Annotated in this window: 16 protein-coding genes; 8 read left to right on the top strand and 8 right to left on the bottom strand. The window is 58.5% G+C overall.

The window, feature by feature from the left end; genetic code table 11:
* Window positions 1–68: 68 nt before the first annotated feature.
* Window positions 69–2,000 (bottom strand): sigma 54-interacting transcriptional regulator, encoded by a 1,932-nt coding sequence (locus Q0Y21_RS13520; protein ID WP_297796465.1) that lies wholly within the window; start codon window positions 1,998–2,000, stop codon window positions 69–71.
* Between the two features lie 300 nt (window positions 2,001–2,300).
* Here Q0Y21_RS13520 and Q0Y21_RS13525 point away from each other — a divergent pair, with 300 nt between their 5' ends.
* From Q0Y21_RS13525 to cynS, 4 genes are read left to right on the top strand one after another with little or no spacing between them, the layout of a single operon-like run.
* Complete coding sequence (locus tag Q0Y21_RS13525) at window positions 2,301–3,725, top strand: ABC transporter substrate-binding protein (protein ID WP_297796468.1); 1,425 nt, start codon at window positions 2,301–2,303, stop codon at window positions 3,723–3,725.
* Between the two features lie 2 nt (window positions 3,726–3,727).
* Entirely contained in the window at window positions 3,728–4,555 is an 828-nt protein-coding gene (gene ntrB / locus Q0Y21_RS13530) for a nitrate ABC transporter permease (protein WP_297796471.1), read from the top strand.
* A gap of 55 nt (window positions 4,556–4,610) precedes the next feature.
* Complete coding sequence (locus tag Q0Y21_RS13535; RefSeq protein WP_297796474.1) at window positions 4,611–5,525, top strand: ABC transporter ATP-binding protein; 915 nt, start codon at window positions 4,611–4,613, stop codon at window positions 5,523–5,525.
* Window positions 5,526–5,552: 27 nt separating this feature from the next.
* Window positions 5,553–5,996: a cyanase gene (gene cynS / locus Q0Y21_RS13540; RefSeq protein ID WP_297796476.1), complete on the top strand. Its 444-nt coding sequence runs from the start codon at window positions 5,553–5,555 to the stop codon at window positions 5,994–5,996.
* 394 nt (window positions 5,997–6,390) lie between these two features.
* Here cynS and Q0Y21_RS13545 read toward each other — a convergent pair whose 3' ends face one another.
* A complete protein-coding gene (locus Q0Y21_RS13545; protein ID WP_297796480.1) occupies window positions 6,391–6,669 on the bottom strand; it encodes an ACT domain-containing protein in 279 nt (92 codons plus the stop codon).
* Complete coding sequence (gene ilvG / locus Q0Y21_RS13550; protein WP_297796481.1) at window positions 6,666–8,366, bottom strand: acetolactate synthase 2 catalytic subunit; 1,701 nt, start codon at window positions 8,364–8,366, stop codon at window positions 6,666–6,668. Before ilvG ends, Q0Y21_RS13545 begins: the two co-directional genes overlap by 4 nt.
* Window positions 8,367–8,682: 316 nt before the next feature.
* Here ilvG and Q0Y21_RS13555 point away from each other — a divergent pair, with 316 nt between their 5' ends.
* The 3 genes from Q0Y21_RS13555 to Q0Y21_RS13565 are packed head-to-tail and all read left to right on the top strand — an operon-like array spanning window position 8,683 to window position 13,588.
* On the top strand, window positions 8,683–9,765 hold the full coding sequence (locus Q0Y21_RS13555) for an efflux RND transporter periplasmic adaptor subunit (protein WP_297796483.1): 1,083 nt from the start codon (window positions 8,683–8,685) through the stop codon (window positions 9,763–9,765).
* 5 nt (window positions 9,766–9,770) lie between these two features.
* The gene (locus Q0Y21_RS13560; RefSeq protein WP_297796485.1) at window positions 9,771–12,842 is read left to right on the top strand and encodes an efflux RND transporter permease subunit; all 3,072 of its coding nucleotides are present in this window, start codon (window positions 9,771–9,773) and stop codon (window positions 12,840–12,842) included.
* A complete protein-coding gene (locus Q0Y21_RS13565; RefSeq protein WP_297796487.1) occupies window positions 12,839–13,588 on the top strand; it encodes a pseudouridine synthase in 750 nt (249 codons plus the stop codon). The genes Q0Y21_RS13560 and Q0Y21_RS13565 overlap by 4 nt, the downstream gene beginning before the upstream one ends.
* Here Q0Y21_RS13565 and Q0Y21_RS13570 read toward each other — a convergent pair.
* From Q0Y21_RS13570 to Q0Y21_RS13590, 5 genes are read right to left on the bottom strand one after another with little or no spacing between them, the layout of a single operon-like run.
* The gene (locus Q0Y21_RS13570) at window positions 13,576–15,447 is read right to left on the bottom strand and encodes a sensor domain-containing phosphodiesterase (protein WP_297796489.1); all 1,872 of its coding nucleotides are present in this window, start codon (window positions 15,445–15,447) and stop codon (window positions 13,576–13,578) included. The two genes, Q0Y21_RS13565 and Q0Y21_RS13570, sit on opposite strands and share 13 nt — an antisense overlap.
* Entirely contained in the window at window positions 15,440–16,849 is a 1,410-nt protein-coding gene (locus Q0Y21_RS13575; protein WP_297796490.1) for an amidase, read from the bottom strand. Before Q0Y21_RS13575 ends, Q0Y21_RS13570 begins: the two co-directional genes overlap by 8 nt.
* On the bottom strand, window positions 16,846–17,616 hold the full coding sequence (gene djlA, locus Q0Y21_RS13580) for a co-chaperone DjlA (RefSeq protein WP_297796492.1): 771 nt from the start codon (window positions 17,614–17,616) through the stop codon (window positions 16,846–16,848). Before djlA ends, Q0Y21_RS13575 begins: the two co-directional genes overlap by 4 nt.
* A gap of 47 nt (window positions 17,617–17,663) precedes the next feature.
* Window positions 17,664–18,065, bottom strand: a complete 402-nt coding sequence (locus Q0Y21_RS13585) for an HD domain-containing phosphohydrolase (RefSeq protein WP_366517689.1) — start codon at window positions 18,063–18,065, stop codon at window positions 17,664–17,666.
* The gene (locus Q0Y21_RS13590) at window positions 17,968–20,538 is read right to left on the bottom strand and encodes a phosphodiesterase (protein ID WP_297796496.1); all 2,571 of its coding nucleotides are present in this window, start codon (window positions 20,536–20,538) and stop codon (window positions 17,968–17,970) included. Before Q0Y21_RS13590 ends, Q0Y21_RS13585 begins: the two co-directional genes overlap by 98 nt.
* A gap of 80 nt (window positions 20,539–20,618) precedes the next feature.
* Between Q0Y21_RS13590 and alkB the strand changes: the two genes are divergently transcribed.
* Window positions 20,619–21,287 carry a DNA oxidative demethylase AlkB gene (alkB, locus tag Q0Y21_RS13595; protein WP_297796498.1) on the top strand — a complete coding sequence of 223 codons (669 nt, stop codon included), beginning with the start codon at window positions 20,619–20,621 and terminating at the stop codon, window positions 21,285–21,287.
* The last annotated feature ends 21 nt before the right edge of the window (window positions 21,288–21,308 follow it).

The raw sequence follows: 21,308 nt of genomic DNA on the forward strand, positions 1-21,308 counted from the left end.
TCACGGGTGGGCCATATGATTTGTCAGCATTGTACCAATGTTCGTGTTAATGCTGTGTCCTGGGTTTATTATGGAAAATCTGACGTTACCTGTCTGACCTGAAACTTCCTGGGTTCGATCTTCAGCTTCTTCAGACGCGAGGTCAGGGTGGTGGGTTTGATGCCCAGCATGGCGGCCGCGCCGTCATCCCCGAATACCCGGCCACTGCTCATTGTCAGGGCTCGTGCCAGATTCTGTTTCTCCAGCTCCCGTAGCTCCTGCTCTGTCATTAATTCATCGCTGAAATGCCGGGCCGGGGGCGTGTCTGCCTTTGTGGTGCGGGCTGCGGAGTCTGGCCCGGGCAGGTCCAGATCCAGCCGGCCGTCGGCGGTGATTACCTGGCGCTCAATTACGTTTTCCAGCTCCCGCACATTGCCGGGCCAGTGGTAGGCTTTCAGGGTTTCAACGTCACGTTCTCTAAGGGCCAGCTGAGGCCTGTTGAATTTCTGGCAGGCCCGGTTCAGGAACTCCTGTGCGAGGATGGGAATGTCCTCCAGGCGACGACGCAGTGGCACGGACTCGATGGGGAACACGTTCAGGCGGAAGTAGAGGTCTTCCCGGAAGGTTTTGTTCTGTACTTCCGCTTTCAGGTCCCGGTTGGTGGCGGCAATCACCCGGACATTCACGGCCCGTGTGTGGTTCTCACCTACACGCTCAAATTGCTGGTCCTGCAGAACACGCAGTAGTTTGCCTTGCAGCTCGAGGGGAATTTCGCCCACTTCGTCCAGGAACAGCGTGCCACCATCAGCCAGTTCGAATCGGCCGACGCGATCACTGATGGCACCGGTGAAGGCGCCTTTGATGTGGCCGAAGAACTCGCTCTCGAACAGGTCTTTGGGAATAGCGGCGCAGTTCACCCGAATCAGGGGCCGGTCCCGTCGGCTACTGGACTGGTGGATGGCGCGGGCGATCAGCTCCTTGCCCGTGCCTGATTCACCGGTGATCAGCACGTTGGCGTCGGTGGGCGCCACCATACCGATCCGCCGCACGATGGCTTTGATGGCCTCGCTCTGGCCAAATATTTCGTGAAAGTGGTATTCAGCGCTGAGCTCTTCTTGCAGGTAGGCGTTTTCCATCTCCAGTCTATGCTTGAGGCTCTCTACCTCTTCCAGTGCTTTCTGAAGTTCCTTCTGTGCCTGCAGGCGCGGTGAGATATCCCGGAATACGACAACAGCACCGACCGGGTGGCCGTTATCCAGGATGGGCGTGCTGGTATATTCAACCGGGAATCCGCTACCGTCCTTGCGCCAGAACCAGTCTTCGCCCACCCGTTTGACACTGGCATCCCGGAAAGCAGCGTAGATAGGGCATTCTTTCAGGGGGTAGAGGCTGCCGTCCTCGTGGGAATGATGTACCACCCGGTGAATGACCCGCCCCATGAGTTCATCCATTCGCCAGCCCAGCATACGTTCCGCTGCGGGATTGGCGAAGGTGGTGCGGCCTTCGGCATCCACGCCATAGATACCTTCCCCGACAGCATGCAGGATCAACTGATTCTCCCGCTCCATGTCCTTGAACAGCTCTTCAACCCGTCGCCATTCCAGCAGCCCGCCCCGGTGGTAGTGGTTGGCATTGTGTCGTTCCCGCAGTGTGCGTAGCTGGCGCCGGTCCCGGAGCAATAGTAATAGGTTCCGTGATTCCGCCTCGCCGACCCGAGAGGAGGAGATCTCCAGCTCCACTGTGTGGCCGTCCCGATGCTGAAGGATAAAGTCCCGGCTCCAGCCGTGGCTGCGGAACAGGGTCTCCTCAGTAAAGGCAATCAGTTGCGGGCGCTGGTCGGTAAACAGGTGGGTGCAGGGAGTGCCTGTCAGAGATTGCCGGTCGGTGCCAATCATCCGTCCCATGGCGCTGTTGGCTGCCAGGATAAGATCCCGGCCAGCGTCCACCAGCAGGGCGGCTTCTGGCAGATGATCAATCCAATTGGTGGTGGCTTTGGGGATGGCGGTGGTTTCGTGGCTCATGGCGCTGTCCTGTGTCATTCCGTAAAGGACAAAACAAACCTTGTGCCAACTACGAAACATCGCAGTTACGGCTACGAAAAATCGTTAATTACGAAATATCGTCGTTGGCTGGATTCGATAACTCTGAATAAAAACCATATAAAACAGATAGGTAATAATTTTCCGGGACTTGGCACAAACCCTGCGATAGCTCTCCCAGAAATCGCAACCGGTCCGGCGAAATATTCGCACTGGACCCGAGCTGCGCCTTTGCTGCACCGCGAGAGTGCAAAAACAATCCGAGAGTAGGGAGAGTGCCCCATGACCACGAAAAGCCTTGGCAATCCGTTTGACGGTGACCAGTCACTGATCCACGCCAAAACCTGCGGTTGTCCGGAATGCAAACCCGGGCAAAAGGCGCCGTCGATGTCTCAGGAACCGCAGCAATCACCGAGCCAGGATGCCTCGGTTCCCGGGGAGGGAATGGATTCCGAGGAGATGATGGATCGGGCCATCGAGAGTGCGGTCGTCCGATCTGTTTTCGGCCATAACGATCACAGCCGCCGGAGTTTCATGAAAATGATGGGCGCGGGCACGGCAGCGGCGTTGCTTGGCAGCGTTTTCCCCATGGATAAGGCCAAGGCGGCTGTTAAGGAATCTCTCGGCAAGCTTGAGAAAACCAGACTGAACGTCGGCTTTGTGCCGATCACCTGTGCCACGCCCATCATCATGGCGCACCCGATGGGGTTCTATGAGCGTTATGGATTGGACGTGACGGTGACCAAAACCGCCGGCTGGGCGGTGGCCCGGGACAAATCCCTGGCGGGCGAATACGACGCTTCCCACATGCTCACACCCATGCCCCTCGCCATGACCATGGGTGCGGGGTCCACACCGGAACCGTTCATCATGCCTGCGGTTGAAAATATTAATGGCCAGGCCATCGTTCTGCATGTTGATCATAAAGACAAGCGGGATCCGAAGCAGTGGAAAGGCTTCAAGTTCGGGGTGCCGTTCGAATACTCCATGCACAACTTCCTGCTGCGTTACTACCTGGCCGAGAACGGCATCGACCCAGACAAGGACGTGCAGATTCGCGTGGTTCCGCCACCCGAGATGGTTGCCAACCTGCGCGCCGGTAATCTGGATGGCTACCTGTCCCCGGATCCGTTTAATCAGCGTGCCGTGTGGGAGAAGGTGGGGTTCATTCACATGCTCACCAAGGACATCTGGGAAGGCCACCCGTGTTGTGCCTTCGCGTGCAGCCAGCAGTTTGCTACCGAGAATCCGAACACCTACGGCGCGTTGCTCAGGGCAATTATCGACGCCACCCAGTACTCCAATAATCCTGATAATCGTAAAGAAATATCCGAGGCGATAGCGCCCAAAAACTACCTGAACCAGCCAGTGCCGGTGATCCAGCAGGTACTGACCGGCTACTACGCTGATGGTTTGGGAGAGATTCAGAACGTGCCGGATCGGATCGATTTTGATCCCTTCCCGTGGCATTCCATGGGTATGTGGATCCTGACCCAAATGAAGCGCTGGGGTTATATCGAGGGGGACGTCGATTACAAAGGCATTGCCGAGCAGGTCTACCTGGCCGGCGAGACCGGAAAGCTGATGGAAGAAATGGGGTATGCCGCTCCGGATAAAACCTACAAGACCCATACCATCATGGGCAAAACCTTTGATCCGAATCGCCCGGAAGAGTACGCCCGCAGCTTTGCCATAGGGAGGGTGTAACTATGGCCTCCCTGAACATTCGGGCGGCGATCCTGTCGATATCGTTCCTGATTCTGGCTCTCGGACTCTGGGAAATGGCGACGCAGCCGCCGGAGGCCCAGACCGGAATGACTGAGTACGAAATGTTGATGGGCGGTGCCGACCAGGAGTCCCGGGTGCCACCGCCCTCTGCAGTCATCAAACTGGCATGGGCTGAACTGTCCAATCCATTCTATGACGCTGGCGCCAATGACAAGGGTATCGGTATTCAGCTGGCCTATTCAGTCTATCGGGTGTTGACCGGCTACCTGGCAGCCATGGCTATTGCCTTGCCGGTGGGTTTCCTGATTGGCATGTCGCCACTCATGTACAAGGCACTGAATCCCTATATTCAGTTGCTTCGGCCAATTTCTCCTCTGGCCTGGATGCCATTGGCCCTGTTCATCATTCAGGATTCCGACGCATCGGCCATCTTCGTCATCTTTATATGCTCGATATGGCCGATGTTGCTCAATACCGCCTTTGGTGTTGCCAATGTCCGGCAGGACTGGGTCAACGTGGCCCGAACTCACGAACTCGGTCCGCTGCGCACCGCCATCACAGTAATCCTGCCGGCGGCGGCGCCCACCATCCTGACCGGTATGCGGATTTCCATCGGCATCGCCTGGCTGGTCATCGTGGCCGCAGAGATGCTCGTGGGCGGCACCGGCATTGGCTACTACGTGTGGAACGAGTGGAACAACCTGGATCTGGCCAGTGTGATCTTCTCCATCCTGATGATCGGGGTAGTGGGCATGCTGCTCGACCTGGCTCTGGGCAAGGCCCAGAAGCTGGTGGAGTACAAAGAGTGAGCGGTCCGGCACCGGTAAGTGGTGCCGGCCTCAACCCTCCGAATGGAGACCTGTTATGAGTAAATCATTCCTGGAAGTAGATGGTTTGTGCAAAGTCTACCCGGACGGCCAGGGCGGCGAGCTGACCGTCTTCGAGGATATCCGCTTTGCCCTGGAGAAAGGCGAGTTCGTCTGCATTATCGGCCACTCCGGTTGCGGTAAATCCACCATATTGAACGTGCTGGCAGGTCTGGACGAAGCCAGCGCCGGCAACGTGGTGATGAATGGTAAGGAAATCAAAGGCCCCGGCCTTGAGCGCGGGGTCGTGTTCCAGAACTACAGCCTGCTGCCCTGGAAAACCACCCTGAACAACATTGTCTTTGCCGTGCGCGCCCGTTGGCCGGGGTGGTCCAAGGAAAAGGTGAAAGAGCACAGCGAGCGCTATCTGAAGATGGTGGGCCTCGATCATGCCATGAACCGCAAGCCGTCTCAGCTCTCCGGCGGTATGCGCCAGCGGGTGAGTATCGCCCGGGCCTTCGCCACCCAGCCGGAACTCCTGCTGCTGGACGAACCCTTCGGTGCTCTCGATGCCCTGACTCGGGGTGTGATTCAGGACGAGCTGGTGAAAATCTGGGAAGAAACCCGCCAGACCGTGTTCATGATCACCCATGATGTGGACGAAGCCATCTTGCTCTCTGACCGCATCTTCCTGATGTCCAACGGCCCCAACGCCCGCATCGCTGAAAGCGTGAAAGTGGACATCCCCCATCCGCGGGCCCGCGCCACCATCTTCCAGAACCCGGCCTACCACAAAACCCGGGACTACCTGGTGGACTTCCTGGTTAACCGGAGCGGCTCGGCTCTGCCCAAGAGAGACGGCAGCCCGAAATTCATTGAGCCCGCCAAAGGCGTTGCCCAGTCAAAGCCAGCGTCCGCTGAATCTGAAACCGAATCCGAATCTGACACTGCCGCCCGTGCGGTGAATGCCTGACGTTAAAACTTAAGAGAGGAAACAGCCATGATGAACAAAGAACTGATGACCGCCAAAATCCTGGAGGCCAAAGTTTCAACGGGCATGACCTGGGAAGCCATCGCCGAAACCATCGGCATGTCTCCGGTGTTTACAACATCGGCAGCCCTGGGCATGAACAGCCTGACCGAAGACAAAGCCTTCGCTTTGTGTGAAATCCTCGGCCTCGACAAGCCGGTGGCGGAAGCCCTGCAGGTCTGCCCCAAGAAAGCCTGGGACGGCGCCGTTCCCCAGGACCCTTTGATCTACCGCCTGTATGAGGTAGTCGGTGTATACGGCGATACCATGAAGGAACTCATTCACGAGAAGTTCGGCGACGGCATCATGAGTGCCATCGATTTCACCATGGACATCGAGAAGGAAGAGAATCCGAAGGGCGACCGCGTTGTGGTCACGATGAATGGCAAGTTCCTGCCCTACAAAGCCTGGTAATCTCAGGGCCTGTAACCTTGGAGTTTCCGTCCTTGTAGCCTGTGGGTTGAGGGGCGGGCTTGCGGGGTGGCAGGTGGAGTTTTTCTTGGAAAAAGAACTCGCTTCGCTCAGACACCTTTTTCCGGCGAAAAATCCACCTACCACCCCGCGCCGACGTGCAACACGGGTTCACCGGCTTAAAGACTTTTTGTTCTCTTGTTCTTCAGACATATCGTTTCTGCCCGTCGGTAGGGGGGTGGGGGTATCTTTTCTGACAGGGAAAAGATGTCTGAGCGAAGCGAGTTGTTTTCCCCGAAGAAAAGATACCCCCACCCCCGTACCTGCCCTTTAAACCTCAGGCTACAGAAAGACCATGCCCGCCAAACCTCAGGCTGGAAGAATCGCAACTTCGAGCTTAGGCCGAACGAGACCGGGCCGCAGAACCAGAGCCCAAGGCAACCTCGGCAACCGTATGAAGCTTCTCCAGCTGCGACTGCAACATGGCTATCGGCCGAGTGCCTTCCAGGGTGAGGGCGATGTTCAGATGCTCGCCGGCGGTTTCAACCGCCATGGTGGCGATCCGGAACCCGCGGATGCGGACCACCTGGCACAGCCGCTCCAGGGCTGCGGCTTCCTGGGTCATTCGGCAGTTAATCGTATAGCTGGGTGTTGAAGGCTGGCTTTGCGGGTTCATGCAACTTGCTCCTTGCTGGCTTTGGACGTACGGGCGGTTTCGTCGATCATGTCGCGGTTACTGGCGCCGGGTTTGACGATGGGCCATACGTTTTCTTCCCGGCTGATGGCTACGTGCAGCAGCATTGGGCCGTTGTAGGCCAGGATGGTTTCAATGCCGCGGCGGATCTGGTCGGTGCGTTCAATGTGTAGGGCCGGGATGTCGAAGGCCCTGGCCATGGCTACAAAGTCGGGGTTGTCGTCCAGATTGATCTGGCTTTCCCGGTTGTTGTAGAACAGCTCCTGCTGCTGGCGCACCATGCCCAGGCACTGGTTGTCCATCACGATCAGTTTTACCGGCAGGTTGTAGCGGCGGATGGTGGCCAGCTCCTGGGCGTTCATCATGAACGAGCCATCGCCCGTCACGTTGATAACGGTGCTGTTACGGTCAGCAAACTGGGCACCGATGGCGGCGGGCAGGCCGAACCCCATGGTGCCGAGGCCTCCGCTGGTGAGGTGATGGCGCGGGTGGTCGAACTCGTAGTGCTGGGCGACCCACATCTGGTGCTGGCCGACATCGCAGGCAATGACCGTATCGTCTGGCGCAACACGCGAGAGCTGGCGGATAAACGCCGGGCCGGTGATGGGCGCCAAAGCTTCTTCATTATCGGCGGCGTGGAAGCCGGCCGTGGTGTGCCAGGTACGGCACTGTTTCCGCCATTCGCCGATGGCCAGTGGTTTGTCCTGCAAGGCAGTGGTCAATGCGGTGAGGATGTCGTTCAGGTCTCCGCGAATGGCCAGATCGGCCGGACGCAGTTTGTTGATTTCAGCAGCGTCGGCGTCAATGTGAATCATCCTGGCGTTGGGGGCGAAACCGTTCAGGTTGCCGGTGGCGCGGTCGTCCAGGCGCGCGCCGATTACCAGCAACAGATCGCATTCGTCGACCGCCTTGTTGGCGGCTCGGGAGCCGTGCATCCCCAGCATGCCGAGGTTGTAGGGATTGTGTTTACCGGCGTTCCCGATGCCCTTGAGGGTTACCACAGAGGGCATGGCTGACGACTCGGCAAACGCGCGGAAACTGTGCTCTGCGTGGGCCAGGCTGATGCCGCCGCCGCTGTAAAGTAGGGGTTTGCGGGCACTGCGCAGCATGGTCAGTGCTTCGGTCAGATCCGGGCAGCCGCCGTGCTGTGGCTCCGGCCGGGAGCAGGGGGCATCGGCAACGTCAGTGAGTAACAGGTCCTTGGGGATATCAATCCACACCGGTCCCGGCCGGCCGCTCTGGGCCAGCTCGATGGCTTCTTCCATGATGCCGGGCAGGGTGTCAGCGTCATCCACCAGGTAACTGTGTTTAACGATGCCGAGGGTCATGCCCAGCACGTCGGTTTCCTGGAATGCATCTGTGCCGATCAGGCCGGAGGGTACCTGCCCGGTGATCACCAGCATGGGAATGGAATCCCGGTGAGCATTGGCAACCCCGGTAATCAGGTTGGTGGCGCCGGGGCCGGAGGTGGCGATGCAAACGCCCAGCTTGCCGCTGGCCCGGGCATAGCCATCGGCGGCCAGGGCGCAGCCCTGCTCATGGCGGCACAGCACATGTTCCACACCCACGTCGTCCACCAGCGCGTCGTATAGCGGCATGATGCAACCGCCCGGGTAACCGAAAACCGTACTGATGTTGTGGCGGTGGAACGCTTCAAGAATGTGCTGTGCGCCGTTCATGGTCGTTTTTCCCTTTTTCTTCCGCAAAAAAAAGCCCCCGGGACCTTTCGGTGCCGGGGGCTTCTGGTGTCTTGTCAGGTTTGTCGCTATCTCACCCGCTTGTCCACGCAAAAGCCCCCGGACGGTACCACGACCACCAGGACCAGCTTCACAAGGACGATTACAGCGTTGAAGTTCATGAGATAAGTGCGCTTGCTCAAACTCTGTTTACGATAGTGAAAAGTTAACCCAGCAATGAAGGCCAGCGCAACCCCTGATTCCATCTTTTTGTGCTACCGTTTGACTCCTTAATGTATGCGCAACAAACGAGAAGAACATGAGCAAGAGCAGGTGGGGCTCCCTTGGGCTGTCATTACTGGTAATCATTGCACTCGTGCTTTGGCTGGTCAGTGGCGAGGTAAAGGTCGCGCAACAGGAAGCTCCGGATATGGAGGAAGTCGATGCCGGCGAGCCACCCAGCGTTGAGGTGGAAACCCTGCGGGCTCGTCTCTACGAGCCCGGACTGATGCTGCAGGGGCAACTGGAACCCTGGCGGACAGTGTCCATCAGCGCCGGAGTCAGCGGGACGGTGGAAGAGTTGGCGGTGGACCAGGGCCAACGGGTGAAACAGGGGCAGACATTGTTGCGTCTGTCCGACGATGGTCGCAGGGCAGGTGTTGAACGGTGGCAGGCCCGGGTTCGGAAGCTGGAAGCCGATCTGGCTGCCGCTCGCCGGCTTGGCGCCAGCAACCTGGCGAGCCAGTCGGATATCCTGGGGCTGGAGAGTGATTTGTCCGCAGCCCGTGCGGAATTGGCGCAGGTTCGCCATGCCGTTAACGATCTCACTCCGAAGGCACCGTTTGATGCCATTGTGAATCGTCGCCATGTGGACCTGGGCAATCTGGTGCAGCCGGGTACGGCACTGTTTGAACTGGTCCAGGTAGACCGCCTCAAGGCGACCGGACAGATACCCCAGCAATCGGTTGGAGACGTAGCGGAAGGTCAAAGCGTTTATATCCGTTTGATCAACGGCGGTTCCCTGGAAGGTGAGGTGAGTTTTGTAGCCAGTGCGGCCAATCCGCAAACCCGCAGCTTTGAGGTTGAGGTGACAGTAGAAAATCCGGATCTCAAACGGGTGGCGGGTGGTAGTGCCACATTGCGGATTGCCTTGCCCGAAACCCGGGCCACCTTTATTTCTCCGGCCTATCTGTCACTGGGGGACGACGGTCGCCCGGGTGTGCGTTATGTGGATGACGGCAATCGGGTGGTGTTCCGTAATGTCACCTTGCTGAGCGTGACCACCGATGGTGCCTGGGTTAGCGGACTGCCGGACGAGATCCAGCTGATTACCCGCGGTGGTGGCTTTGTGTCTATCGGGCAGGAAGTACACCCGGTTGACCGTTCAAGTGACCGGGGCTGAACAGCATGCGGACCCTGATATTTGCGGCCCTTGATCGCAGCCGTACCAGCCTTCTGACCCTCACGTTCCTGATTCTCGGCGGGATCGCGGCCTTCTACAGTATCCCCAAGGAAGCCAATCCGGACGTCACCATACCGATGATCTATATCTCCATGACCCTGGAGGGGATCAGTCCGGAAGATGGTGAACGCTTGCTGGTCCGACCCATGGAGCAGGAACTGCGCTCCCTGGAAGGCATCAAGGAGATGAAGGGAACGGCATCCGAAGGGCATGCGTCCGTTATCCTGGAATTTGATGCCGGCTTTGACCCGGATAAAGCCCTTCAGGATGTGCGGGAGAAAGTCGACACCGCCCGCACCAAACTTCCCCAGGAAGCGGACGAGCCCCGAGTTAACGAGATCAATGTTTCGTTATTTCCGGTGCTCTCCGTCGGGCTCTCCGGTCCCCTGTCGGAGCGCGAGCTGATCACCATTGCGCGACGACTCCAGGATGCCATTGAGGGCATACCGGAAGTTCTGGAGGTGGAGATCGGCGGCGACCGTGAAGACCAACTGGAAGTAGTGGTGGATCCCCAGGTGCTGGAAAGCTACGGGGTCGATTTCAATCAGCTTGCTACGCTGATTACGCGCAACAACCAGTTGGTGGCCGCTGGCAGTCTCGATACCGGTGCCGGACGCATGGCGATGAAAGTACCCGGGGTGATTGAAAACATCGAAGATGTGATGTCCATGCCCATCAAGGTGGACGGCGATACGGTTATTACCTTTGGTGACGTCGCCATGTTGCAACGGACCTTCAAAGACCCGAGAGGGTTTGCCCGTATCAATGGCGAACCGGCGCTGGTCCTGGAGGTGTCCAAACGGACCGGCGCCAATATCATTGAAACCGTTGCCCAGGTCCGGGCGCTGATTGAAGCTGCGGATTCCGAGTTGCCCGATGAGCTGGATGTTCGCTACATCATGGATCAGTCCACCGAAGTTCGCGACATCCTGAGTGACCTACTGAACAACGTGCTGACCGCCATCGTACTGGTGATCATTGTGGTGATTGCCGCCATGGGGCCGCGCTCTGCGGTTCTGGTTGGCCTGACCATTCCCGGCGCATTTCTGACAGGCATTCTGGTGATCTGGGGAATGGGGCTGACCCTCAATATCGTCGTTCTGTTCAGTCTGATCCTGGTGGCGGGGATGCTGGTGGATGGTGCCATCGTGGTGTCTGAGCTGGCAGACCGGAACCTGTCCGACGGCATGGGGGTTCGAGCCGCCTGGGCTGAGTCCGCAAGTCGTATGGCGTGGCCGATCATTGCGTCCACCGCGACCACCCTGGCGGTATTTGCACCATTGCTGTTCTGGCCGGGCGTAGTCGGGGAGTTCATGAAGTTCCTGCCCACCACCGTGATTATCTGCCTGACCGCATCCCTGTTGATGGCCCTGGTATTCCTGCCGGTTCTCGGGGCTGCCAGTGGCGGTAAGAGAGCCCGGCAGGCGGTGGGTGGCGGGCCCATGATGGACGGGTACCGGAAACTCCTCGCTGTCTTGCTCAACCGCCCGGGATTCACCCTGTTGGGCGTGCTGGGGTTGATCGTGGTGATCTACGCCGCCTATGCCTACTTCAATCATGGTGTCGAATTCTTCCCTGAGGTTGAACCCGATTCCGCTCAGGTGCAGGTCCGGGCCCGGGGAGATCTGTCAATCTGGGAACGGGACAGTATCGTTCGTGAAGTGGAGCAACGCCTCCAGGGCATGCCGGAAGTGAAAGCGCTGTATGCACGTTCCATGGTTAGTGCTGGCAATCGGATGGCCCCTGACGTGATCGGTGTATTGCAGTTCCAGTTTACCGACTGGTTTACCCGGCGCCCGGCGAACGACATTCTCGAGGATTTCAGGGAACGGACAAGCGACATCCCGGGCATTCAACTTGAATTCCGGAAACAGGAAGGTGGCCCGGCGGGCGGGAAACCCGTTGAGTTGCAAGTGAGCAGCATGAGCAGTGACGTGCTTGATGACTACGTGAACCAGATTCAGAAACGCATGTCCACGATGGGCGGATTCGTGGACATAGAGGATGACCGCAGCCTCCCGGGCATTGAATGGCGATTGCAGGTGGATCGTGAAGCCGCAGCGCGTTTTGGTACCGACGTGCTGAGTGTTGGCAGCGCCGTGCGATTGATTACCAATGGGCTGGTTCTGGCTACCTACCGCCCGGAAGATGTGCGGGATGAGGTGGATATCGCGGTCCGGGTTCCGAACAACTGGCGCGAACTCGATCAGTTCCAGCGTCAAACCATCCACACCAGCCGTGGCCAGGCCCCGTTGTCGGAGTTTGTTTCCCTGGAGCCGGCGCCGAAGACCGGTAGCATTGTCCGTGTGGATGGTCAGCGCACGGTGACCATCAAAGCCGATATCGAGCCCGGGCGTCGGGTTGATGAATTGCTGCGCAGCCTGCAGGCGGAAATGCCGGAGCCTCCGGCTGGTGTGACGATCAAAGTGGGTGGCGAAAACGAGGACCAGCAGCAGGCGGCCAACTTCCTGACCTCCGCTTTCCTGGTCGCTATTGCGTTGATGCTGTTGATACTGGTGACCCAGTTCAATTCTCTGTACCAGACCTTCCTGATCCTGTCTGCAATTGTGCTGTCCACAGCAGGTGTCCTGCTGGGATTGCTGCTGAATGGTCAGTCGTTTGGCATTGTTATGGTGGGCATGGGGATCATTGCCCTGGCCGGGATTGTGGTGAACAACAACATCATCCTGATCGACACTTACAACCGGATGCGAAAAAGCGGGATGGCAGCCTATGAGGCGGCACTGGAAACCGGTTGTCTGCGTATGCGGCCGGTATTGCTGACGGCGGTCACCACGGTGCTGGGTCTGATGCCTATGGTGCTGGGCATCAACGTGGATCTGCTGACCCCATCCCTCGGAATCGGGGCACCCTCCACCCAGTGGTGGACCCAGCTGTCCAGCGCTATTGCCGGTGGCCTGACCTTTGCGACCATACTGACGCTGTTGCTCACCCCGGCGCTGCTGGTTCTGGGCGACCGGGTAGGGCACAGAGTCAGGGGGATTATTGGGCGATGACGTTCGAGCGCAACCCGCTGACTGAATTGTACCGGGATACCCAGCTTTTGGTGGTCCACAAACCGGCGGGCCTGCTGGTACACCGAAGCCCCATAGACCGGCATGAAACTGAATTTGCCCTGCAGTATGCACGGGCGTTGAATGGTGGGGAGCATGTCTATCCGGTGCATCGACTGGACCGGCCTACATCCGGGATCCTAGTGTTTGCCAGGGATAGAGACACGGCACGCACGCTGGGTCTTGCGATGATGTCCGGCGACGTGTCCAAGACTTATCTTGCAATGGTGCGTGGCTGGCCGGCGGAGAGCGGAGAGATTGACCACCCGTTGCGGGAAGAGTCGGAAGATCGACGCCTCCGGGGCGTTGAACAGCCGGTCAGGGAAGCGTTAACCCGCTACCGAACGCTGGCGACCACGGAGATACCAGTTGCCATCGAGAAATATCCGACCAGCCGATACGCTGTGGTCGAGCTTTGCCCTAAAACCGGTCGAAAACACCAGCTTCGACGGCACATGAAGCACATCCATCATCCGATCATTGGCGATGCCAATCATGGCCGGGGCCGGCACAATCGTTATTTCGCGGAGAGATTCGGACAGGGGCGGCTAATGCTGGCAGCTACCCGCCTGGAATTCCAGCATCCTGCATCCGGGGAGGCGATGTCTATCAGTGCGCCGCCGGAAAGCAGCTTCCTTGAGGTGTTGTCTGTCTTTCCCGGCTTTACCCTGCCGGATCAGCCGGAGTAATAGCGGTCAATGATCTGGGTAAACGGGAGCGGTTTGCTGTACCGGTAGCCCTGGAGGTAGTCGCAACCTCTCTCCAGCAGCCACGCTTCGTGGGACTCATTCTCGACACCTTCGGCCACGACAGAGAGCCCCAGGCCTCTGGCCAAACCTATGATAGACAGCGTAATGGCGCAATCGTTTTCGTCATTCGGGAGGTCTTTGATGAATGACCGGTCGATCTTGATCCGGGAAAACGGCAGGCTCTTGAGGCGGGACAATGACGAATAGCCGGTACCGAAATCATCAATGGCCAGTTCGGCTCCGGCCTTGACCAGCCGTTCCAGAACTTTCTCGATAATTCCGGAGTCGCCCTGGATCGAGTCTTCGGTGACTTCAAACTGAAGGGCGCTGACCGGCATTTTCTGTTTGGCGCAAATTTCCTCAATCCGATCAGGCAAGTCAACCGTCAGAACCTGCTCGGCAGACAAGTTGACCGAGATGGTTGGCAGCTGGATGCCTGATGATGAAGCTTCGGACCAGTCTTCACAGACCCGTTGCAGCACGCACTCGCCCAGGGCGTACATCAGGCCACTGCCACGGGCAATGTCCAGAAACTCAATCGGCGATAGCCATCCCCTCAGGGGATGATTCCAGCGAACCAGAGCTTCCATGCAGACCAAGTTCTTTCCCGCTTGATCAACAATGGGCTGGTAGAAAACATCCAGGGCATTATTGCTGATGGTTGATCGCAGTTCCCGCTCAAGTGCGAATCTTGATTGCGCAGTGATCCGGATGGCGGAATCGAAAACGGTAGCTTGCGCCCGTCCCAGATTCTTTGCGTGGTACATGGCGGCTTCTGCGCCGCGCAACAGTTCCTGCGGTTCCACACAGTCTTTCGGGAGAAGGCAGATGCCCAGGCTGGCACTGATACCCAGGGACTGACCCGACACCCGGATGGGTTGTTCTATGGACCTCAGAATCTGGTCAGCGGCGTGATTCAGGGCTTCTGCATGTGTTTGGTGGCGGATCAGCATTGCGAATTCGTCGCCACCGATGCGGGCCAGCATGTCTTTGCCCTCAAGCCGCAGTGTTTTGAGGCGTTGACCAAGCTCTGCGATAACGCTGTCTCCGGCCTGCGGCCCCAAACCGTCGTTAATGGCTTTCAGGCGGTCCACGTCGATCCAGATCAGTGCCAAGCTGCCTTTTTGGCGTTTGAGGACCTTTTTCGCCAGGTGAACTACCCGTTCCTTGAGGGAATCAATATTGGGGAGGCCGGTGAGCGTGTCGAACCGCGAGATAAAATCCAGCGCCTTTTGTGAACTCATCCAGGCTTCGTAGATGTTGACCAGGCTGATGGTGTCGGCAATGGATATGGCAAACGAGAGTTCCGGCAACGTCCAGTTTCGTGGGTGACAGGCTTCCAGGCACACCACGCCGCTGAGCCGGGAACCATCGAATACCGGGGCATCGAGCATGGAGTGAATCCCCACCGATGGCAGGTAGTTTGATTTGAAGCTGGAAGTGCGGGGGTCGTTGCGAGCGTCATTGACCGCGAGAATCCGTTCCTCGCTGATGGCCTGAAAGTAATTGGGATGGTCTGAACGGTAGAGGTTGACGGGGCTCAGATCTTTGTTGGTCGATGACACATTTTGCTGGCGGGCTCCGGGTTCCTCGTGTATGTCATAAAGGCATTCGCAGGTAATGCGGTCCCGTCCTGGATGGAAGAACCAAACACTCACCCTCTCAACCCCCAGCAGGCGACCACAAAGGGACGCTAACGCGGAAAGTTTTTGGTGTCTTTGTTGCCTGATAAAGCCCGAATCGTGACTTAACTCCATCAGGGCCTTGTGGTAGCTCACAAAGGTTTCGCTGTCATCCATAGTAGAGAGAATATTCCTCCTCTAGCGAATACGCCAACTCTAGCAAAGTCTGTTCACCACCGTGGCGTCCCATCAAATGCACGGCAACCGGAAGGTTGTTGTCGGTCTGCCCCATGGGGACCGAGATCGCCGGAGCGCCGGTGGCGTTTGCCAGGGGGGTGAAGCTGACGTAGCGGGTGAGCCGCTCAAACAGTGTGTCAAAGTCCTGCTCCGGGTTCAGGTAACCGATCTCAGGTGTCGTGTGCCCGAGGACCGGGGTCAGGATGGCGTCAAAGCCGGCCACTGCTTTGGCATAGTCGTGGTAACTGCGGCGTAGCCGCCACAGCGTAGCTGGCAGTTTATAGAACTGCCGGCGGAACATTCTGTCGAGGCCATTGGTCAGACTGTCTACCCGGGATTTATTGAATTCCGGGTGCATCAGCTTGCGGCCGTTGGCCTTGACGCCGAACGCCAGCATGCCCCAGTAGCGCGCGAAGTCGTCCGGGAACGACGACGCAATGGGCACATCCATCGGAACAATACGGTGCCCCATGCCTTCCAGTAAACGAGCGGTGTGCTCTACCGTTTCCCGGGTTTTCCGATCCGTGGCGTGGCCGTTGAGGGAATCCAGTACCAGGCCGATGGTCATTGAGCGCTGTGACGGGCCCTCGACCATGCCCATCGGCGGCAGCTTGCGGTTGCGATAGTGCTTCTCCGCCTCGGCGTAAAAGCGGGCGGTATCACGCACGCTGCGGGTTACCACGCCGTCACTGACTATGTTGATGGGCAGGGATTTGGCGGCGTCATTGTCCACCAGGCGACCACGGCTGGGTTTCAGGCCGATTAACCCGCAGCAGGCCGCAGGTATGCGAATTGAGCCACCACCGTCGTTAGCGTGAGCAATAGGGACTACGCCAGCAGCAACCAGCGCGGCAGAACCACCGGAGGAGGCGCCGGTGGAATAGGCGAGATTCCAGGGATTTCGCGAAGGCGGCGCGCTGGCGTGCTCGGTGGATGCGTTGAAACCGAACTCCGGCAGTGTACTCTTGCCCAGGCACACATAACCCTGAGCCAGCATCTGCTCTGCAAACGGACTGGTTTTTGTCGCCGTCCGGGATGGCACAGCTTCTGAACCGTGGCGGGTTGGCATGCCCGCAATATCGGTGTTGTCCTTGATAAAGGTGGGCACCCCATGGAAGAAGCCGCGGGTCGGTGTGTGGTTCCGGGCCGGTTCAAAGGCCTCATGCACTGTGCCCCGAATAAGCGGTTCAACCTGCCGTGAGCGGGCGATGGCGGCTGCAGTGACTTCGGCTACGGACAGTTCGCCCCGGCGAATCAGATCTGCCAGAGCGGTGGCATCGTGATTGCCGAGGGCATCGTCCTGAAAGGCGTTAATGCTGTCAGGCTGTTCCCGCACAGTCATTTTCTGGCCTCCTTGATGACGTCGTAGGCGTGGCTGATTTCCCGTGTCCGCTCCTCGGCCATTTCCCGCATGCTTTCAGGTAGCCCGCGCCCTGCCAGTTTGTCCGGGTGATTTTCACTCATCAGCTTGCGGTAGACCTTCTTGATTTCCGCATCGCTGGCGGATGGGGATACCCCGAGTGCCTTATATGCATCGTCGACCTGCTGTGCCGATGAGGGACGTGGGCCACCTGCCTGACCGGCGTGGGCGCCGCGAAGCATGGCCTCCAGCTGATCCACCTGACTTTCCGGCAGCCCCAGCCCCCGGGCAATTCGCACCAGCATTTCATGCTCGGCGGGATGTACCTCTCCGTCGGCCGCGACGGCCGATACCTGAACCTGGAGGAACATCTGCAACAGTGCCGGCTGTCCACCGCTGATCCGCAGGAAATGGTTCAGTTCCGCTTCCAGGTCAAAATCCGGTTCCTTGCCCCGGTTGAAAGCGGCCTTCGCGGAGGCTTTCTGTTCTTCGGAAAGCCGAAAGCGAACGAACAGGGATTCCGCCATCTGGATTTCATCACGGCTGACGACACCATCGGCCTTGCACAGGGCGCCCATGACAGCGAAAACCGAGTCCACGAAGCCCATCTGTAAGCTCTGAAGCTTGCCCAGCAGGCGGCTTTTGAGTCGTTTTACAAGAAACGCACCGAGGACCGCGCCGATAATAAAACCGGGGAATTTGCCGAACGCGTACCCGATCAGACCACCAATTATGATTGCAAACAGCATGGGTATCCCTTCAAAAACGATAGATAAGGCGCAAAGTATACGGGTTTTCAGTCAGGTTTCATGAATTGGCTTTCATCAACCTCATCTATCTGTTCTGGCCTAAGGTGTTGTTCTCCATAGCGACGGTAGGTTCCAGAGCGGACGAATAACTCGAACACTGGGCGATCAATGTGGCCGTCCTCCACCATCCGCGCCATGATGTTCAGGGCCTGGGTGAGGGTTTTACCTTCCTTGTAGGGGCGGTCGACGGCTGTCAGTGCCTCGAACACGTCCGCCACCGCCATGATGCGTTCGGGGATGCCCATGTCATCGCTGGAGAGCTTGCAAGGGTAGCCCTTGCCATCCATCCGCTCATGATGGGTGCCTGCAAGGTGTGGCACATTGGCCAGGCGGTCGGGCAGGGGCAGGGCATCGAGCATGCAGATAGTCTGGACGATGTGCTCGTTGATCTTGAACCGATCTTCGTCTGTCAGGGTGCCTTTGGCAATCGTCAGGTTGTGGATTTCCCCCCCGGTTGGACGCGTATTCCGGCAATTTCATATCGAATCCCCAACGGTTGCGGGGATCGTCCTTCTGCACGGGCGGTACCTGATCTCCCCATTCTCTGAGGTGTGATGGCTTGTCGGCCAGCAGCGCCTCAGTTGCCGGCAGGGACTCTTCAGGAGCGCCCTCCAGAGCCTGTTTTTCATCACTCGATAGCCCGAGTCGGTCGCTGAAATGTCTGAGCCAGGAGCGCTTGGCAATGCTCTGGATACGGGTAATGTCGGCCTCATCCATGAACTCGCCACCGATGTTGGCTTTGGCAATAAAGGCAAACTCTTCCTGCAGGGTCTGTTGCACCTGATCCCGCTGCTGCCGCGCCTGATCTGCGTCATGTCCGTCCAGGATGGCGGTCAGACAGGTGATCTCGGCATCCCGGTGCAGTACCTCGAAGCGGGTGCGGACTTCATGGATGCGGTTGTGGATGGTTTCCAGCTTGACGGCTTTATCCACCACGTACTCGGGGCTGGTGATCTTGCCGCAGTCGTGCAGCCACGCGGCAAGGTGGAATTCGTAGCGCTGTTCTTCGTTGAGCTGGAAATCAGTGAAGGGGGCCTCTGTGCTGTTCTCTGCCTCGTTAACGAGCATCTGGGCCAGTCTCGGGACCCGGTCACAGTGACCGCCGGTGTAGGGTGATTTGGCGTCGATGGCGTTGGCCACCAGGCGGATAATGCCCTCCAGCAAGGCCTGCTGGCTCTCGATCAGCTCCCGGGTTTCAATGGCGACGGCGGCGGAGCCGGCTATTTCATCGACGAAAACAATCAGGTCGTCACTGAGGTGGGTGTGGTCCCCGTGTTCCATTTCAATAACCATGGCGCCGATCAGCTGTTTCTGCCGGTTACGGAGAATGGCGAATACCGGGTGTCCTGGCAGGTGCTGTCGGAGGTGTTTGATGATGTCACTGTCGTCCGCGTCGTTGGTGATATCGGTGACCGTCTTCGGTAGATTGAGATCCCTGTCGACGGCGAGGGTCATTTCGCTGTTTTGTCTGCTGAACAGGTAGATAGCGCCCCGATCCTGGCCGACGATGTGCACAATCTGGTCGAGGATGTCACGGAGCAGCGTATTCAGGTCCTGCCCCCGGTTCAGGACGGTGGCGATGTTCTGGAAGCTGTGAATGGTGCTGGCCATGTCGTCCAGCGCTACGCTGAGTTTCCGGGCCTCGCGGATGTGGGAATCTACTTTGATCGATGTGTCGAATCGGAAGCGGGACAGGGAACTGACCCGGTCGGTCAGCCTCTCCAGGGGTTTCCCCACCCGGCGGCCCAGTAGCCAGCCCATGATCAGCAAGAGCAGGGCAATGGCACCAGCGATCACCGTCTGTCGTGACAGGGCGCTCCAGACGTCAGCAAGCAGCTCGTCGGCAGGGATGGCTACTGCAATAGTCAGGTCTTCTCCGTCGAGGGACGCCAGTGGTTCAGTCATTCCATACCAGTCCCTGTTCGCGGAGGTGTAGCGGCTGACACCTTGACTATCGCCTTCTGTTTGGGCATGGGTCATGGCATCTGCCAGTGCAGGATGGGGCAGGTTGTCTACCTGGACCGGTCCTGCCCCGGTGGTGTCGGTGCTGAGAGACTGATCTGTGTTGGAATAGGCCAGCACCTCCCCGTCCCGGTTTACGATGCCAATTCGTGTACCCGGCGTATGCCTCAGTTCGGCTAGTTGATGGCTGAGGTCCGATACCGTGACATCCACGCCAAATACCGCGCCGCTGTCGCCATCACCCGTGGCCCGGCGGGAAAGTGTCAGCCCCGTTTCGCGGGTGGTGAAGAACACATAGGGATCGGTTAGCTCGGTGACACCGGATTGCCTGGCCTGCTGATACCAGGGCCGGACCCGGGGATCGAACTCATAGGATTCCGGATACTCGCGGGAGATCAGGCTCCGGTCCTGATCGTAGAAGTGCCACTCCGGATGTCGACCGCCTTCGTTGTCCCGGGTGATGGTCTGCAGCAGGAAGCGGGTGTTCTCCGGGGCGTCCGGGAAGCGGGATACTTCACTCTCGCGGACCTTCCGCAACAGGAAAAAGTCACCGTTGCCGTACCCTGCATACACGGCACTGACGATATCGCTGCTGGTGAGGATATCCGCAATGACCGGCAAGCGCGTCAGTCGCTGTTTCAGGTTGTCGGTTGCGGCGAGTGGATCATGGCCGAGCACCGCAAGTGCGGCAGCCGGCGGCCCGGTAATGGCGCGGATGCGGTCGTCGACGCTGACCGCCAGTTGTTTCGCAGTGGCGCTGGCGGCAGAGACTTTGGCCGCTTCCATGCCACGAAAACTTTGACCAACGAGTACAATAGTTAGAGTGAGCATGCCCAGGGTAATGGCCGAAGCGATCAGGAAAGCCAGTGAAACCTGGGCCGATTGGTGTTTGGCCGACATCTATGATCCTTGAACGACAGAAAAAACGTATTCTGATCGTATAAAGGTAGTCCCTGAACCGCGGTTTTTCTTTGAATGTTATGAAAAAGTCTCTCTCTATAACACCCGATCTGTTTGCCGGGGATCGTCCGGCCCCCTGGGCTGAGGTCATTGTTGACGATGCTGTCGTCCTGAGACATTTCGCGCTTGAGCAGGAAGAGGCGCTGCTGGCTGCCATTACCAGTATTGCCGCTCAGGCGCCATTCAGGAGCATGCAGACACCGGGTGGTCATACCATGTCGGTTGCGATGACCTGTTGCGGAGAGTGGGGCTGGGTGACGGACACCTCGGGATACCGCTACCAGTCTACCGATCCTGACAGCGGGCTTCCGTGGCCGGCGATGCCGAAGGTGTTCAGGGATCTGGCGACCGGGGCTGCAATGGAAGCGGGATATCGGGGTTTTGATCCGGATGCCTGCCTGATCAACCGATACCAGCCCGGTGCCAAAATGGGCCTGCATCAGGATAAGGACGAGAAAGATTTCAGCCAGCCCATCGTTTCCGTTTCGCTCGGGGTTCCGGCAACGTTTCAGCTGGGCGGTGCCAGACGCCGTGACCGCCCGGTGAACACCACTTTGACCAGTGGCGATGTGGTGGTGTGGGGCCGGTCGGCCCGGATGAACTATCATGGAGTGCTTCGGCTCAAGCCGGGACAGCACCCGCTGACTGGGGATCTACGCTACAACCTCACCTTCCGCCGTGCCCGCTGATCGGCCAGAACACCAGCAATA

The sequence above is a fragment of the uncultured Marinobacter sp. genome (assembly GCF_947259545.1).
Classification (GTDB): domain Bacteria; phylum Pseudomonadota; class Gammaproteobacteria; order Pseudomonadales; family Oleiphilaceae; genus Marinobacter.

Bases quoted from the DNA above. Each gene is read 5' to 3' on its own strand.
- Q0Y21_RS13520 (WP_297796465.1), bottom strand. From the start codon at position 2,000: ATGAGCCACGAAACCACCGCCATCCCCAAAGCCACCACCAATTGGATT.
- Q0Y21_RS13525 (WP_297796468.1), top strand. From the start codon at position 2,301: ATGACCACGAAAAGCCTTGGCAATCCGTTTGACGGTGACCAGTCACTG.
- ntrB (WP_297796471.1), top strand. From the start codon at position 3,728: ATGGCCTCCCTGAACATTCGGGCGGCGATCCTGTCGATATCGTTCCTG.
- Q0Y21_RS13535 (WP_297796474.1), top strand. From the start codon at position 4,611: ATGAGTAAATCATTCCTGGAAGTAGATGGTTTGTGCAAAGTCTACCCG.
- cynS (WP_297796476.1), top strand. From the start codon at position 5,553: ATGATGAACAAAGAACTGATGACCGCCAAAATCCTGGAGGCCAAAGTT.
- Q0Y21_RS13545 (WP_297796480.1), bottom strand. From the start codon at position 6,669: ATGAACCCGCAAAGCCAGCCTTCAACACCCAGCTATACGATTAACTGC.
- ilvG (WP_297796481.1), bottom strand. From the start codon at position 8,366: ATGAACGGCGCACAGCACATTCTTGAAGCGTTCCACCGCCACAACATC.
- Q0Y21_RS13555 (WP_297796483.1), top strand. From the start codon at position 8,683: ATGAGCAAGAGCAGGTGGGGCTCCCTTGGGCTGTCATTACTGGTAATC.
- Q0Y21_RS13560 (WP_297796485.1), top strand. From the start codon at position 9,771: ATGCGGACCCTGATATTTGCGGCCCTTGATCGCAGCCGTACCAGCCTT.
- Q0Y21_RS13565 (WP_297796487.1), top strand. From the start codon at position 12,839: ATGACGTTCGAGCGCAACCCGCTGACTGAATTGTACCGGGATACCCAG.
- Q0Y21_RS13570 (WP_297796489.1), bottom strand. From the start codon at position 15,447: ATGGATGACAGCGAAACCTTTGTGAGCTACCACAAGGCCCTGATGGAG.
- Q0Y21_RS13575 (WP_297796490.1), bottom strand. From the start codon at position 16,849: ATGACTGTGCGGGAACAGCCTGACAGCATTAACGCCTTTCAGGACGAT.
- djlA (WP_297796492.1), bottom strand. From the start codon at position 17,616: ATGCTGTTTGCAATCATAATTGGTGGTCTGATCGGGTACGCGTTCGGC.
- Q0Y21_RS13590 (WP_297796496.1), bottom strand. From the start codon at position 20,538: ATGTCGGCCAAACACCAATCGGCCCAGGTTTCACTGGCTTTCCTGATC.
- alkB (WP_297796498.1), top strand. From the start codon at position 20,619: ATGAAAAAGTCTCTCTCTATAACACCCGATCTGTTTGCCGGGGATCGT.